Origin of the sequence: Neisseria sp. HMSC065D04, assembly GCF_001815675.1 — a bacterium.
GTDB lineage: Bacteria > Pseudomonadota > Gammaproteobacteria > Burkholderiales > Neisseriaceae > Neisseria.
The window spans coordinates 1-15,544 of record NZ_KV821499.1 but is presented as its reverse complement, the minus strand read 5'-3'; the positions used below and the strand labels follow the sequence as shown (position 1 = coordinate 15,544).

The 15,544-nt window shown below is 49.8% G+C and carries 11 protein-coding genes; 5 read left to right on the top strand and 6 right to left on the bottom strand.

The annotated features are described in order from the left end of the window. Window positions 1-173: 173 nt before the first annotated feature. Window positions 174-4,484, bottom strand: coding sequence for a 1,4-alpha-glucan branching protein GlgB (gene glgB, locus HMPREF3050_RS04665; RefSeq protein WP_070773724.1), 4,311 nt, complete (start codon window positions 4,482-4,484; stop codon window positions 174-176). A gap of 515 nt (window positions 4,485-4,999) precedes the next feature. Between glgB and HMPREF3050_RS04660 the strand changes: the two genes are divergently transcribed. Next, the gene (locus HMPREF3050_RS04660) at window positions 5,000-5,245 is read left to right on the top strand and encodes a hypothetical protein (RefSeq protein WP_003761186.1); all 246 of its coding nucleotides are present in this window, start codon (window positions 5,000-5,002) and stop codon (window positions 5,243-5,245) included. 58 nt (window positions 5,246-5,303) lie between these two features. Further along, window positions 5,304-5,633, top strand: coding sequence for an NGK_0946 family protein (locus HMPREF3050_RS04655; protein WP_003761187.1), 330 nt, complete (start codon window positions 5,304-5,306; stop codon window positions 5,631-5,633). A 209-nt stretch (window positions 5,634-5,842) separates the two neighbouring features. On the opposite strand, the gene nrdD is transcribed toward HMPREF3050_RS04655, so the two are convergent. Continuing rightward, the gene (gene nrdD / locus HMPREF3050_RS04650) at window positions 5,843-7,624 is read right to left on the bottom strand and encodes an anaerobic ribonucleoside-triphosphate reductase (RefSeq protein WP_041961393.1); all 1,782 of its coding nucleotides are present in this window, start codon (window positions 7,622-7,624) and stop codon (window positions 5,843-5,845) included. A gap of 34 nt (window positions 7,625-7,658) precedes the next feature. Further along, complete coding sequence (gene nrdG / locus HMPREF3050_RS04645; protein WP_049230997.1) at window positions 7,659-8,195, bottom strand: anaerobic ribonucleoside-triphosphate reductase activating protein; 537 nt, start codon at window positions 8,193-8,195, stop codon at window positions 7,659-7,661. 584 nt (window positions 8,196-8,779) lie between these two features. On the opposite strand from nrdG, the gene uvrA reads away from it, so the two are divergent. The 3 genes from uvrA to HMPREF3050_RS04630 all read left to right on the top strand — a co-directional run bounded on the left by uvrA (window position 8,780) and on the right by HMPREF3050_RS04630 (window position 13,537). Next, window positions 8,780-11,650, top strand: coding sequence for an excinuclease ABC subunit UvrA (gene uvrA / locus HMPREF3050_RS04640; RefSeq protein WP_070773723.1), 2,871 nt, complete (start codon window positions 8,780-8,782; stop codon window positions 11,648-11,650). A 303-nt stretch (window positions 11,651-11,953) separates the two neighbouring features. Next, window positions 11,954-12,766 carry a hypothetical protein gene (locus HMPREF3050_RS04635; protein WP_070773722.1) on the top strand — a complete coding sequence of 271 codons (813 nt, stop codon included), beginning with the start codon at window positions 11,954-11,956 and terminating at the stop codon, window positions 12,764-12,766. A gap of 294 nt (window positions 12,767-13,060) precedes the next feature. Beyond that, window positions 13,061-13,537 carry an REP-associated tyrosine transposase gene (locus HMPREF3050_RS04630; RefSeq protein WP_070773721.1) on the top strand — a complete coding sequence of 159 codons (477 nt, stop codon included), beginning with the start codon at window positions 13,061-13,063 and terminating at the stop codon, window positions 13,535-13,537. 59 nt (window positions 13,538-13,596) lie between these two features. Here the strand turns inward: HMPREF3050_RS04630 and HMPREF3050_RS04625 are convergent, their stop codons facing one another. From HMPREF3050_RS04625 to HMPREF3050_RS14990, 3 genes are all read right to left on the bottom strand, one after another. After that, window positions 13,597-13,860 carry a type IV secretion protein Rhs gene (locus HMPREF3050_RS04625; protein ID WP_070773720.1) on the bottom strand — a complete coding sequence of 88 codons (264 nt, stop codon included), beginning with the start codon at window positions 13,858-13,860 and terminating at the stop codon, window positions 13,597-13,599. A gap of 318 nt (window positions 13,861-14,178) precedes the next feature. After that, window positions 14,179-14,610: a hypothetical protein gene (locus HMPREF3050_RS04620; RefSeq protein ID WP_070773719.1), complete on the bottom strand. Its 432-nt coding sequence runs from the start codon at window positions 14,608-14,610 to the stop codon at window positions 14,179-14,181. A gap of 16 nt (window positions 14,611-14,626) precedes the next feature. Then, window positions 14,627-15,544: RHS repeat-associated core domain-containing protein (locus tag HMPREF3050_RS14990; protein WP_246830221.1), on the bottom strand; the 918-nt coding region annotated here is incomplete at its 5' end.

Sequence of the window (15,544 nt, the reverse complement as noted above, 5' to 3'; positions counted from 1 at the left end):
CCGTACTGGTTTAAAGTTAATCCACTATAAATGAAAATATCAGGACGAAACCTTATTTCGTTTCCCCCGAAAAATTTCAGACGACCCCTTCATCTCAAAAGGTCGTCTGAAACAGGCAAAGCGGTTGGTTTGAACTTGTCTTTCTACGTTCAAAAAACAAGTTCAGTTCAAGCTTACACTTCGCCTTCTGCCTGCTCGGCTGCCTCCGTTGCCCTGGGCTCGGCGGCTTTGTAGAGGTAAACCGTTGCCAGCGGCGGTACTTTGACGGCGAGCGAGTTGGGTCTGCCGTGCGACCAGATTTCTTCGGTTTGCAGGGTTTGTCCGGCGGATACGCCGCTGCCGTTGTAGCCGGGGTCGTCTGAATTGAGGATTTCGCGGTATTCGCCGGCTTCGTTCACGCCGAAGCGGTAGCTGTCGTGGACGACGGGCGTGAAGTTGCTGATGACGATGACGCGGTTGCCTTCGCGGTCGCAGCGTTCGAAGACGAAGACGGAATTGTTGCCGTCGTCGGCGACCAGCCATTCGAAACCTTCCGGCCATTGGTCGAGTTGGTAAAGCGGCGCGGTGTCTTTATAGACGTAGTTCAAATCGCGCACGAAGTTTTGTACGCCTTTGTGCCAGCCGCCTTCTTGGTCGAGCAGGAACCAATCCAGTCCTTCGTTGTAATTCCACTCTCTGCCTTGCGCGAACTCGTTACCCATAAACAGGAGTTTTTTGCCGGGGAAGCCGTACATGAAGCCGTAGTAGGCGCGCAGGTTGGCGAATTGCTGCCAGCAGTCGCCGGGCATCCGTCCGAGCAGCGAGCGTTTGCCGTGTACGACTTCGTCGTGCGAGAGCGGCAGGACGAAGTTTTCGCTGTATTGGTACATCATGCCGAAGGTCATTTTGTTGTGGTGGTATTTGCGGTTGATGGGGTCTTCCATCATGTAGCGCAAGGTGTCGTTCATCCAGCCCATGTTCCATTTGTAGCTGAAGTTCAAGCCTTCTTGGCGGGTTACGTTGGCGAACGAGGTGGATTCTTCGGCGATTTCGGTAGCGGAGGGGACAACCTCTTTCAGCATGGTGTTGGTATCGCGCAGGAAGGCGATGGCCTCGAGGTTTTCATGGCCGCCGTATTGGTTGGGTATCCATTCGCCGTCTTTGCGCGAGTAGTTGCGGTAAATCATGGAGGCGACGGCGTCCACGCGGATACCGTCGAAACCGAAACGCTCTATCCAATACAGGGCATTGCCTTGCAGGAAGTTTTTGACTTCGTTTCTGCCGAAGTTGTAAATCAGGGTGTTCCAGTCTTGGTGGTAGCCTTCGCGCGGGTCGGCGTGTTCGTACAGCGCAGTGCCGTCAAATTTGGCAAGCCCGTGGTCGTCGGTCGGGAAGTGTCCGACCACCCAGTCGAGGATGACGCCGATGCCTTCGTCGTGGGCGGCTTTAATCAGGGCGCGCAATTCGTCGGGCGAACCGAAACGGCTGGTCGGCGCATACAATCCGGTCGCCTGATAGCCCCACGAGCCGTCAAACGGATATTCGGACACGGGCAGGAATTCGATATGGGTGAAGCCCATGTCTTTGACGTATGCGACCAAGTCTTTGGCGAGCTGTTCGTAAGTCAGCCAGAAGTTGTTTTCGGGATTGCGTTTCCACGAACCCAAATGCACTTCATAAATACTGATGGGTGCGTCAATGGCGTTGGCGCGGGCGCGGAAGTCGGGTGTTTCGACTTTTTCCGGCAAACCGCGCACGACAGACGCCGTATTCGGACGCAACTCTGCGCCGAAGGCATACGGGTCGGTTTTTTGCCGTACATTGCCGTTGGCATCGCGGATTTCAAATTTGTAGAGGGCGTTGAGTTTGACGGCGGGGATGAAGATGTCCCAAATGCCGTTGTCGCGGTGGAAACGCATGACGTGGCGGCGGCCGTCCCAGTGGTTGAATTCGCCGATGACGGACACGCGCTGCGCGTTCGGCGCCCATACGGCAAAGCTCACACCTTTCACTCCGTCCACTTCGGCAAAATGCGCACCTAAAGTTTCATATGGACGCAGGTGTTTGCCTTCCGCCAGCAACCAAGAATCCATGTCTTTTAAGGCTGAGCCGAAGCGGTATGGGTCTTCTTCGCGCACAGGCTCGGCATCTTCGGCATAACGGACGTTCAACGCATAATCGGGCGCGCCTTCGGGCAACACGGCAACAAAGAATCCGCGTTCATCGACTTTTTCAGACGACGTAATCACCTCGCCGCTTTCACGGTTGACAATATCCACGCCCCAAGCGTTCGGAATCAGGGTCCGCACGACCTCGTCGCCTTCGGCAAGGCGGTGTCGTCCCAAATAGGCGAACAAATCGCTGTGGGTGGCAAGAAACAGGCTTTCGACCGTGTCGCGTTCGACTTGGTCAAGCTCGTGATAAGGCTTCATCCGGCTGTTTTTTTTCATGCGTACCTCTCCAATCATAGCAAGTTGGCCGCCCATCAGGCGGTTGTGGGGAAAATCTTCAAGCGCGACGGGCATTTTGCGCGCCCAGTTGGGATAACCCTCGGAAACGCCCGGCACATTCAGGTTGTCGCTCATGCCCAGCAGGTTTTCCAGTTGCACCGCATACAGTTTGCTGCGGCTCATGGCGGCATACCGGTGCAAGGCGGTTAACAGCGTTTCATCAATTTCAGACGACATCTCGGCATCGGCAGGCAGGCAGCCTGCGTGTTTCAACTTATCGAACAAATCCGCCTTATCGTGTTCGCGCGCTTCCAAGGTCGTCTGAAAAGTTTCCGCATCGGGAATCGTACCCAAGCGGAACATCAAATCCAAATCCTTGCCCGTCCAATAGCCCGCCAAGGGCGCGACATCGTGCGTGCTGACCACCGTAATCGCCTGTTCGGGATATTCTTCGGGCAATTCAAAGCCGTGCCAGCCTTTGCTGAAATACACGACCTTATAAGAAAACACCTGATAACGGTTCAGCAGATAACGCGCTTGGTCGGGTACCGTACCCAAATCCTCGCCGATGACCACGCATTGGTTCCGCTGGCTTTCCAAAGCCAGGATGGCAAACATCACATCTGCGTCGTAATGCACATACGCGCCAAAGTCCGCCGTCTTGCCCACAACCCACCACAGACGGCACAAAGCCATCACATGATCGATGCGCAAGATGCCGTAAAGCCGCATATTTTCACGCAAAAGGCGGACGAACTTCTCATAGCCTGTGTGCTTCAACATCATCGGATTGAGCGGCGGCAAATCCCAGTTTTGCCCCGTCGGGCTGAACGGATCGGGCGGCGCGCCGACCGCCATATCCATGCAGTAATCGGCGCGTTTAAGCCAAGTGTCCGCGCTGCCGCGTGCCACGCCGACCGCCAAATCGCCGTAAATTCCGAGCTTCACGCCGCGCACCGCAGCCGCCTCGTTCACTTCGCGCAACTGCTCCGCGCAAAGCCATTGCAGCCACATATAAAAACGGATTTCGTGCCGATGACCCTGTGCAAATCTTTGAACTGCCTCACCATGCGGATCATGAAACTCCGACGGCCAAGACAGCCAACCCACTTCGCCGGAACGGTTGTAATACTGGTCCAACGCCTCAAACAAACCGAAGCCTTCCAAAGCCTCTCCGCGTTCTTCGACAAAGGCGTCAAATGCCGCCCGCTCTTGTTCGGCGGCTTTGCATCCGTCGTTTTCAAACGCGTCAAACGCCCTCTGCAAAGCATCGCGCTTGAACGCCCAAACCGCCGTATAAGCGACGGTTTCCGTAATCCGCAACGCCGCAATGCGCTGGCAGATATTCGGCTGCTTGAGCCAGTTTTTCAGCTTTTCGTTGTAAGTAAACGCGCCGACCTTTTCCACATCCAGATAAATCGGATTGAGCCATTCGCGCGAAGACGGGCTGTACGGGCTGGCAAAAGCAGGCTTGGCGCTGAAAAGCGCGTGCAGCGGATTGATGCCGACGAAATCCAGTTGCTTATCCGCCACAAACGCCATCAAATCCAGCAAATCGGTAAAATCCCCGATGCCCCAGTTCCGTTGCGAACGCAGGCTGTACAAATGCGTGGTCAGCCCGTTCATGCGCAAACCGTGTTCCAGCGTTTTCGGCTGATAAACCGACTGCGGCGCAACCACCAGCCGCACCTTGCGGACGCCGCCTTCCGCTTCCGCAGACAAAGTGTAATAGCCGCAAGCCAAAGCCGGCAGCGCCACCCAAAGCGCGCCGTCTTCGCCATGGTTCAACGGCAAAACCTGCCGTCCGCCCGCTTCGTCTTCCAAGCAAACTTCAGCTGCGCCATGAAACTCAGCAGGCAGTTGTAAAGATTCCCGACCGTTTTCATGCGCGACCAAAGTATCCGCATAAAGGTCGTCTGAAAAACCGTCCTGCTGCAAAGCCTTAATAATCCCTTCCAAAACCTCGGGCTTGGTCGCATGATAAATTCCACCGATGTCGTGGAAACCCAAATCAATACCCAAGCCTGCAGCCTGCTCTTCCAAATGTTCGCTCATGACACAATTCGCCTGTTTACAATAAACCGAATCTTAATATAAATAAGATTGAATGTTTCCCATAATTCAGAGAAAACAACCCTTCAGACCAGAATTTCCCTGCTTAGTTTGACTTATCCCAAAATTTTGATTGATGACTATAAAGACATGCTGACAAAACGGCGGGAAAATTTTTATTATCATAATATTCTAAATAGCAGCCATCTTTTTCGTTGTTTCAGCAGCAAACCTAAGTATTTTTCATTTAATCTCTGAAATTCGTTTTTCGTAAGATTTAAATAAGTTTTCCAAGTAATAATTTATCGAGGAACTTCTATAAAACCCAATACTGTCATACAGTTTCATTGCAAAAAACGATTTGATTTGTTTCTTTCATATATGAAATAAATTCCAAAACATTCGTTAACATACTTTTTTGAATTACGACAGAAGTTTTAACTTGTAAATTCCATAAGATTAAAATAATATACAGAAAATTTTTCACCAGCCCTTCTTTTCATCTGAGATTATTACCTATGTTAAAACAAGCTATTTTACTGACTGCTCTGATTGGTGCGCTTACCGGCTGTACTTACGGCCATATGCACTACTCACCATCCTATGAACAAGAAGCCACCATGCGTGCCGACTCCCGCCGCGTTCAAGCTGACGAACGTGCAGAACGTGCAGAGCGCCGCCGCGAGCGCCGTCAAGAAATGATGGACGAAGCCGACGCTATCAACCGCGCAAACCGCAACAACCGCATCTACATCCTTCACTGATCACCGGTCCTTACGGATTATTGGATTCCTAATACTTATATTTCAAACAGGTAACATCATGAAAAATAAAATCGCAGCCCTGCTCCTGACTTCTTTCGTTATCACCGGTTGCTCTGCGCCCGGAGGCTCCGTAGGCGATTTGGCTATCGGTAGCGATTCCGCAGCCATCAAAGCAGGCCGCAACCGCGAATCTGCACAACTCTCCCGTGCCGAGCTGGAACAACACCGCCGTCAACGTACCAACGTTTCAGAAGAGCTGGCATTGGAACGTGAAAAACGCCAAGACAAACGTGACCAAGTCAACGGCGCAATGGGTACCGCAGCCAATGCAGTCGGTCTGATTGGCGGTATCGCAGGTACTGCCGCTTTGATCAAAGCTTGGTTCTAATTTAGCAGGTATTCGTAAAAAACGACCGATACAGCGTATCGGTCGTTTTTCTTATCCTCAGCTTCAAAGGCTAATTGAGTTTAAACTTTCTAAATACCGCAATTTAAAACTCATTCATCCTTTATAAAGATAAAGTCATAGACAAAACCTAAAAGGTCGTCTGAAAACCCAAAACCAGTTTTCAGACGACCTTTATCTATTCAATACCATCAAGCCGCTTTGCGGTGGTAATGCCGTAGCGCGTGTTCTTTGCGACGACCGCTACTGAATGCGGATACGCGTTTCAGGTAGCCGATGACGCGGGTGCCGTAGTCGATGTCGTGCGAACCGCAGGCGGAGCATGCGTGCAGGGTGCGTTTGTCGATATGGCCGCATTCGTTGCAGATGGTGATGCGCACGTTCACGCAGAAGTAGTTGCAGCCGGTTTGCGCGGCAATGTCCAAGAGCGAGCGGTAGCCGGATTCAGGCAGGGCTTCGTCAAGGTTCAGGTGCAGCGCGGAGCCGCCGTCGAGCCAGTCCACCAGTTCTTTGCCGTGCAGCAGGAATTTGTCGAGCGCGTTGATTTCTTCGTCTTCGACGACGTAGAAATAGGAGTTGTAGCATTCACGGCTGACTTTGTAGCCGTCGGCTTTGTCCCATTTGGCGTTTTTCACGCCGAGGTTTTCGGCGGGGACGAATTCTGTATTGAACTTCACGCCGTAGTGTTTGCTGGCGGCTTGGTTGGCTTCGAATATGGTTTTCAGACGACCTTGGACGAAGTTGATGTAGTCGTCGTTGTAGCCGACTTTGATGCCTTGCGATTCGGCAGCCTCCGCCATGCCGTTGATACCGATGGTGAGGAACTGTTTGTCCAGCGTGATGAAGCCTGCATCGTAAACGGGCAGCATTCCGGCGGCTTGGTATTCTTCCATCAGTTTGCGGTAGGCGTATTGGTATTTGTGGATTTTGGCGACTTCGGCGGCAAGGTCGCGCCCGTCTTGTTCCAGCCGGTTCATATTGATGGTGATGACGTTGATGGAACCAGTCGCCACGCCGCCTGCGCCGAGGGTATAGCTGAAAGTGCGGTCTTCGATGGCGTTACGCAGACGGCAGCAGGAAGCCAACGAATCGGGGTTGTCGGAAAGATAGACGAAGAAGGAATTGCCTTCCGCCAACTCTTTCGCCATTTCGTCGGCAAACACGGTGTCTTTGCATTTGCCGCCGTCGGTCAGCATCGCAGCGGTCACGACGGGAAAGGTCAAAACGGCTTTGGTGCGCTCCTGATTGAACCATTTGAGGAAGAAGTTTTGCAGCTTCGCCACGCTCGCCCACACCGGTTTGCTGAAATCGGGGAAGACGAAATCGCCGAACATCGCGTCGAAATAGTATTGATCGTAAACGGAAATATTCCAAAATACGCTCTGATAGCCCCGCGCGGCTGCGGGCTGGTTGATGCTGTACACCACCTGCTGCATATGGTTGGCGATTTCTTTGCCGTGGGTTTCCAAATAATCGTCGCCATAGTCTTTTCGGGCGAAATAGTCGAAATAGGTCAGAAATTCCACCGTCGCCACCGCGCCGGCAAACTGTGCGCTGATGGCGAACACAAGATTGATAAACGAGCCGCAAAACGAAGCCAAATGTTGTGGCGCCTTAGATTCGCCGCCGAGTTTGCTTAAGCCGTCGAGCAGGAAGGGATACAGCGTCACCGACACACAATAAGGCTTGAGGCTGGTTTCGTCGTGCACATAAATCTCATGTGCCTCAATCTGGCGGATGTATTCGTCGGCAACGGATTGGTCGAAAATTTCGGCAATTTTGCGCGACACTTGGGCGCGGTTAATCTGCACGAAAAAGTCTTTCATGATTTCCGCTTCCATCGTGGCGATGTTTTTCTGGGTAACGTTGGCATTGGCGTCCATTTTCGAGCCGTCCGCCGCGTTTTGCGCGCTGATGTAGTCGTGCATGAATTGCAGTTTGCCGTTTAACTGTTCGGGATGCAGCCGAATCATGTTAACTCCTCCTGTGTGGGTTGGATAAAAAGCCTCAGGCCGTCTGAAAAGCCGCTGCCTGCGGCTGAGTCGTAATCGGGATGATTTTGGGCGCGGGTTTGTCTTTGATAAACAAGCGGTTCAACACCTCGCCCGTGCGCAAATCGATAAATTTCTGATTGGTTGTCGGGCTGTCCAAGCCGCCCAGCTCCATCTGCCAGCGGCCGGTTTTCAGATACGTCAGATAAGGCAGGATGCCGTCTGAAACCGCCTCCAGCTCCTCACGCTCCAAACCGGTGTACAAACAGGCTTTCAAACCCGCCTGCGTCACGATGCCCAACATTTTCTGCAAGGCTTCCGGCTGCCATTCCCCGCCCATAAACAACACGCAGCTAATCAGCCCGCGATAGCGTTTCAGACGGCCTCTTAAATAATCCTCGGTCAATTCCGTGCCGATACCTTCTTTCCACGCATCGGCACTGTGGCAGCCTTTGCAGCGCAGCGGGCAGCCTGAAAACAGAAACGCCAGCGACACTTCGCCCGGCACTTCCTGCCATACGATTTGCTCGATTGTGAATTTCAATGCTGCCATGACTTGCTACTCATAAATACAATATATGGTGCGAATTAAATCATAAGAACACAAGATATGGTATTTTTATTTAACAATGCAACAAACCGATATGATAGTTTTTAATAATTCACTATATTAAAAATCCAAATCAAAAAGCAGTTTAAATATAAAAAAGCCGTACTCGGGAAATACGTTTCGCATTTCCCAAATACGGCCGTTACGCCATCATATAGTGGATTAACTCTAAATCAGGACAAGGCGACGAAGCCGCAGACAGTACAGATAGTACGTTCAGCACCTTAGAGAATCGTTCTCTTTGAGCTAAGGCGAGGCAACGCCGTACTGGTTTAAAGTTAATCCACTATACTTTTTTGAATTTTACATCCTTTTCTTACAGTACAGCCTTGCCCGGATAGCGAAAACCCCAAAAAGATAAGCAAACTCCGTAATAACAAAAGCCATTAACAATCCATTCCCTCCAATGACCAAAGGTCGTCTGAAAATCCGCTCCCCAGCTTTTCAGACGACCTCCCGCAATCTGAAACCCAAGCGAAAAGTGTTACAATAGCCGTTTTATTTTAGCCGCTTAAGACAGTCCGACCATGTGTAACCACCAACATCAAAACGACAGCAAAACTCCTCACTCAGAAGCCCGCGACAACGACACCATCCGCATCCGCGGCGCGCGCACGCATAATTTGAAAAACGTCGATTTGGACATTCCGCGCCACAAGCTGGTAGTGGTCACAGGGCTGTCGGGCAGCGGCAAGTCGTCGCTGGCGTTTGACACGCTGTATGCCGAAGGGCAACGGCGTTATGTCGAGAGCCTTTCCGCCTATGCGCGGCAGTTTTTGCAGATGATGGACAAACCCGATGTCGATTTGATTGAAGGCCTGTCGCCCGCGATTTCCATCGAGCAGAAATCCACCAGCCACAACCCGCGTTCCACCGTCGGCACGGTTACGGAAATCCATGATTACCTGCGTCTTTTGTACGCCCGCGTCGGCACGCCGTATTGCCCCGAACACAAGCTGCCGCTGTCGAGCCAGACCGTATCGCAGATGGTCGATGCCGTGTTGAAGCTGCCTGAAGACACGCGCGTGATGATTCTTGCGCCGGCGGTGCGCGAGCGTAAGGGCGAATTTGTCGATTTCTTTGCCGACTTGCAGGCGCAGGGTTTTGCGCGGGTGCGCGTGGACGGCGAGGTCTATCAGCTTGACGAAGTGCCGAAGCTGGAAAAAAACATCAAACACAATATCGACGTGGTCATCGACCGCGTGAAAGTGAAGGCGGACATCAAGCAGCGGCTGGCGGAAAGTTTTGAAACCGCGCTGCGCCACGGCAACGAGCGCGCATTGGCGATGGAAATGGACAGCGGCGAAGAGCATTGGTTCTCCGCGCGTTTCGCCTGCCCCGTTTGTTCGTACAGCCTGCCCGAATTGGAGCCGCGCCTCTTTTCGTTCAACAACCCGATGGGTTCCTGCCCGACTTGCGACGGCTTGGGCAACACCAATTTCTTCGACCCCGAAAAAGTGGTCGCGCATCCCGAATTGTCGTTGGCAACGGGCGCGATTGACGGCTGGGACAAACGCAACCAGTTCTATTTCCAAATGATTCAGTCGCTGGCGCGGCATTACGGTTTCGATGTGCAGGCTGCTTGGGAAACGCTACCTGAAAAAGTCAAAAAAGTCGTGCTGCACGGCTCGGGCAAAGAAGTCATTGATTTCACATACTTATCCGAACGTGGCACTACCTTCAACCGCAGCCACGCCTTCGAAGGCATCATCCCCAATCTCGAACGCCGCTATCGCGAAACCGACAGCGAAACCGTGCGCGAAAAACTGCGCGAATACCAAAACCACCGCGCCTGCCCGAGCTGCGGCGGCGCACGTTTGCGCAAAGAAGCGCGCTACGTTTACGTCAGCGGCGAACCTTTGCACGAAGTCTCCGCCTGGCCGCTGACCAAAACCCACCAATTCTTTGAAACGCTGGATTTGGACGGCAACAAAAAACAAATCGCCGAAAAAATTCTCAAAGAAATCACCGAGCGGCTCGGCTTTCTGATCAACGTCGGGCTGGATTACCTGAATTTAAGCCGCTCCGCCGAAACCCTTTCCGGCGGCGAAGCCCAGCGCATCCGCCTCGCCAGCCAAATCGGCAGCGGCCTGACCGGCGTGATGTACGTTTTGGACGAACCCTCTATCGGCCTGCACCAGCGCGACAACGACCGCCTGCTCGCCACCCTCAAACGCCTGCGCGATTTGGGCAACAGCGTGATTGTGGTCGAACACGACGAAGACGCCATCCGCGAAGCCGATTTCGTCGTCGATATGGGCCCCGGCGCGGGCGAACACGGCGGTAACGTACTGATTGCCGACACGCCCGAAAACGTCGCCCAATGCGAAAAATCCGTTACCGGACAATACCTCAGCGGCAAAAAATCCATTGCCGTGCCGTCTGAACGCACGCCCGTCAATCCCGACAGAATGCTCGTCCTCAAAGGCGCGCGCGGCAACAATCTCAAAAACGTTACCCTCGAATTGCCGCTCGGTTTGATTACCTGCATCACCGGCGTATCCGGCAGCGGCAAGTCCACCCTGATTAACGACACCCTCGCCAAAATCACCGCCCGCGAACTCAACCGCGCCCAAGAAGAGCCCGCCCCATACGACGACATCCACGGCCTCGAACACCTCGACAAAGTCATCAACGTCGACCAATCCCCCATCGGCCGCACCCCGCGCTCCAACCCCGCCACCTACACCGGCCTGTTCACCCCCATCCGCGAACTCTTCGCCGGTGTCCCCCTCTCGCGCGAACGCGGCTACAACGTCGGCAGATTCTCCTTCAACGTCAAAGGCGGCCGCTGCGAAGCCTGCCAAGGCGACGGCGTCATCAAAGTCGAAATGCACTTCCTGCCCGACGTGTACGTCCCCTGCGAAGTCTGCCACGGCAAACGCTACAACCGCGAAACCCTCGAAATCCAATACAAAGGCAAAAACATCAGCCAAGTCCTCGACATGACCGTCGAAGAAGCCCGTGAATTTTTTGACGCCGTCCCCACCGTATCGCGCAAACTGCAAACCCTGATGGACGTAGGTCTAGGCTACATACGCCTCGGCCAGTCCGCCACCACCCTCTCCGGCGGCGAAGCCCAGCGCGTCAAACTCGCCTTGGAGTTATCCAAACGCGACACCGGCAGAACGCTCTACATCCTCGACGAACCCACCACCGGCCTGCACTTCGCCGATATCGCCCTGCTGCTGGAAGTCATAGGCCGTCTGAAAGGCAAAGGCAACTCGATTGTGATTATCGAGCATAATCTGGATGTGATTAAAACCGCGGATTGGATTGTGGATTTGGGGCCGGAAGGGGGAGATGGAGGGGGAAGGATTATTGCGGAAGGTAGCCCTGAGGAAGTGGCGAAGGTTAAGGGGAGTTATACTGGGAAGTATTTGAAAGAAATTTTATAATTTACTAATTAATGTTTAATTTTAGGAGACCTTTTATGGCAAATTTTGAGCAATGCGCTCATCAAGAAGAAAATATTTATTGATATGCACATGATTTTATGCAGATTTTTAATTGTGGAATTTGAAACTCATTTGGCAACTCTATTAATTTATTAATAATCTCATGTACAAAATTAGAAATAGATAGTCAGGAGAAGGAGGTACAAATAGTAAAATGATAACGCATAATAAGCTAAGAAATAATTTATTTTATTGAATAATAGTAATTTTACTTTTTGCAATTACAATTAAAGGTGTAAAAATATGTCTATCAACAGAAGGCTATTACCGTCAATCCATCATGCAATTTCGTTAAATGACTTTCAAATCTATTTGAATGAAAGAGCCATTTTATCTCGTGCTGACTTATCAGAACTAAACCCATACTACACAAGATTTTTCTCTGATGCTAAAGATGTAAGAACAGAGAACTGGAATAGGGTATTTGGTAATTTTACTGATTATGGCTCTAGATTTGCACGTACTAACACATCAGCAGTACCAAATGCATATGGACCAATATTAATTATTTTTAAATCTAATTATTTTCAAAGTATTATTGATGATAATTCGGTGAGAGTAACAAAAAAGACTATATCTTCTAATTCGTTTAATCCAGATACTGATTTGATAGATATAAGTACACTACACGAATACTTTGAGATTAATCCTAGGGGATTTTATAATTATCCAAAAAATGAATTTAATGGAATAGAGTTTTCCTGCACACAACGTCTTGATATAAGCCCTGCTACTATACATAAGATAATAATAGACCCAATTTATCACAATGATATTAGATTAATAGATAAAGTTCGTGAACTATTAACTAATTACCCAACCGATATTGAACTAACAGAACGTGAATTGACTCAAGATAAAATTGATATATTACGCCATTTAGTATCTTGGAGTAATTCATTGAATGGTAGGCTTTTACATAAAAATATTAATCTTAGAGACCATGTTCCCGAACATCTTCAAAATTGGTTTGATAATTTAAACGATACAGGGGTTAAAATCCTAGCATCATGGCTTACCTATACATACAATGGAACACTAATACATATGGAGTAAAAAAATCATACTAAGCAAGTCGTAGCCTGCATACCCAACTCACCGCGTGCGTGGCTATGCCATATACCCTACCTGTGAATTACACGGAACTTCAAAGCCAACGTGTAGGGTGTGTGCGGTACGCACGCACGCGGTCGGTTGATTGACGGTTTGCCGTTTCAACTTTTAACTTCGTTGAAGCTAGCGCTTTCAGACGGCCTCCAATGTCGTCTGAAAACGTCAGCTTCGACAAAGTTAAAACCTTAAAAAACAAACCATTCCTTCTCCAACACCCAAACCACAAGCAGAAATCCTATGGCGCGTTATCGCAGAAACTTCATTGCCGGCGGCACATTCTTTTTCACCGTCAAACTCGCCGACCCAAAATCGCGCCTGCTTGTCGAACATATCGACTTATTGCGTGCAGCCTATATGGATGTGCAAAAACAATATCCCTTTGAAACCGTCACCGTATGCGTGCTGCCGAACCATATTCACGCCATTTGGACGCAGCCGCCCGACGATGCGGATTATTCCCTACGCTGGCGGCTGATTAAAACCAAATTCTCCGCACATTTCCCTCGTGCCGAAAACCTGTCCGCCAGCAAACAGCGGCGGCACGAACGCGGTATTTGGCAACGGTGTTTTTACGGACACACCGTGCGTGACGAAACGGATTTGCAACGTTGCGCAGACTATATCCATTTCAATCCCGTCAAACATGGATTGTGCGGCAATGTTCGTGATTGGGAGTTTTCGTCGTTTCACCGTTATGTACGGGACGTTCTTTAACATATCCACTGCTACCAGCACTTAAATTACAAGATACGCTTTCACGAGCTATATTTACATCATCTAAGTTCCCGGTTTTCGTCGAAACCGTACACCTCCGTCCGCCCCAATGCGTCGGTAACGACGGTATGGTCTTTGCGGTAGTCGAACGTCCATTCTTCGCCGAGGTTGTTGCTGCTCTTGAGTACTTTGCCGTCGGTGTCGTAACGGTCGTATTCGTAGCGGGATACCAGTCCGTCGGGCTGGTTGTGTTCGACCATAATGTGGTTGCGGTAGGCGAAACCGCGCAGTTTTTTGCCGTCGCGTCCGTAAACGGCGGTCAAATCGCCGTAGCCAAAATCGACTTCGGCAAACAGCAGCCGTGCGCTGCCGTCGAAAGAGGCGATTTGGTAGAGGTCGTCTGAAAGTTGGTTTTCAGACGACCTCTATGTTAACTGCCAATGAGATTGTTAAAAAACAAATGGTTCAGACGACCTCAAAGAAGATAGTGAGGTCGTCTGAAAAACAGAAAATGCGCATACACTAAAAATACCCAACATCTAGATTGGAGGTTTCATGCTGTTTATGGCTTTCTTAAGACCATATCAAAAATTCTGAGTTATTGTGGATTATGTTAAGTAGGTTCAAAATTCTAACCACATTTACTTATTAAATAAATTCCAACACTCGAGGTTATCATCTTCAAAAAAAATAAAATTATTTAACTCTTCATTATTTATATTTTTAAGAAATACTCCAATATAAAAAATTTCAAATAGTTGTTTATACGTAATATTATTATTTGGCGTTAAAAAAACGGAACCACTATAGAAATTTAGAATGCTTTCCAATTTTCTCTCATCATAATTCTCAATGCAATACAACATGCTTATTCGTATTTTTTCTTGATTTTCTAAAGAAAAGCGAAGTAACTGAGGCTTTAACAGATCATTAATAATAACATTCTGCCCTTCTGCTGTAGATATATCTAAATATATATATTTAGATATATCTACATGCGCGCTCTCTAAGATCTCACCATCGACAACACTTAATAAATTAAGTATGTAAAAAGTATTAATTTTCTGCTTCATTATTACATCCTAAAATTTAATTTACTTTCCCAAAAAGTGAAACTAATTGCCCTGACGAATTAAAGGTAGCTGTCACTTCTGAGGTCCTTACCAAATTTGAAGAGTCTTTTCTAAACCCTTCTGCAACAGGTCTTCCCATATCAAAAGTATCCCTGTAACCTTGAGGCGTTTGCTGTCCTAACCCTCTTGATCGTCTATCTAAGGCAGTATTCAATGTATCAAGATGGTCTTGATGGCTTGTAAATCGTGCTGCATGAGACTTGTAAGGAGTGATACCGTTAGGTGCATTATTAGCCCTATCCAGTTGTTGAGCTAAAGAAGTTTGAGCACCATGTCGGTCTAAACTATGTACATTTGATGCTCCTCTTGTGCGCTCAAGTTCCGTTATCTTTGTTCTACTCTTTCGGGCATTAGCTTTTTTTGCTTTTTTCCTTCTAAGTTTTGCCTTCTTATTTCTTGGGCATAAGCCCAAAACATCCATCCACGCCTGTACATTCGGTGCAAACGAATAAAGATTCTCCCCACCCAACAACCCAATCGGGTCCTGATTCACAAACCGACCGGCCTCGGGTTCGTAATACCTGAACAGATTGTAATGCAGCCCTGTCTCTTCATCGTAATACTGGTTTTGCAATCTGAACGGCTGATGCGCATCCTTATAAACCCGCCCGTCCTTTTTCAGACGACCCCAGGCAGTGTATTCGCCGTACCACAACAGATTGCCGTGGATGTCGGTCATCTCGCGCGGGATGCCGACTTGGTCGGTGTGGAAATAGGCGAGGTATTGCTTGCCGTCTTTGGCGTTGTCAAAGACTTGCGCCAGCGGTTCGTAGCTGTCTTGGTCGGTGTAGATATAGGTATAGCTGCCTTTGTAGGTGTACTCCTGAAGTAATCGCGTTCCGTCCCAGACGAAGTGGGTGCGTTTCGGTTCGGT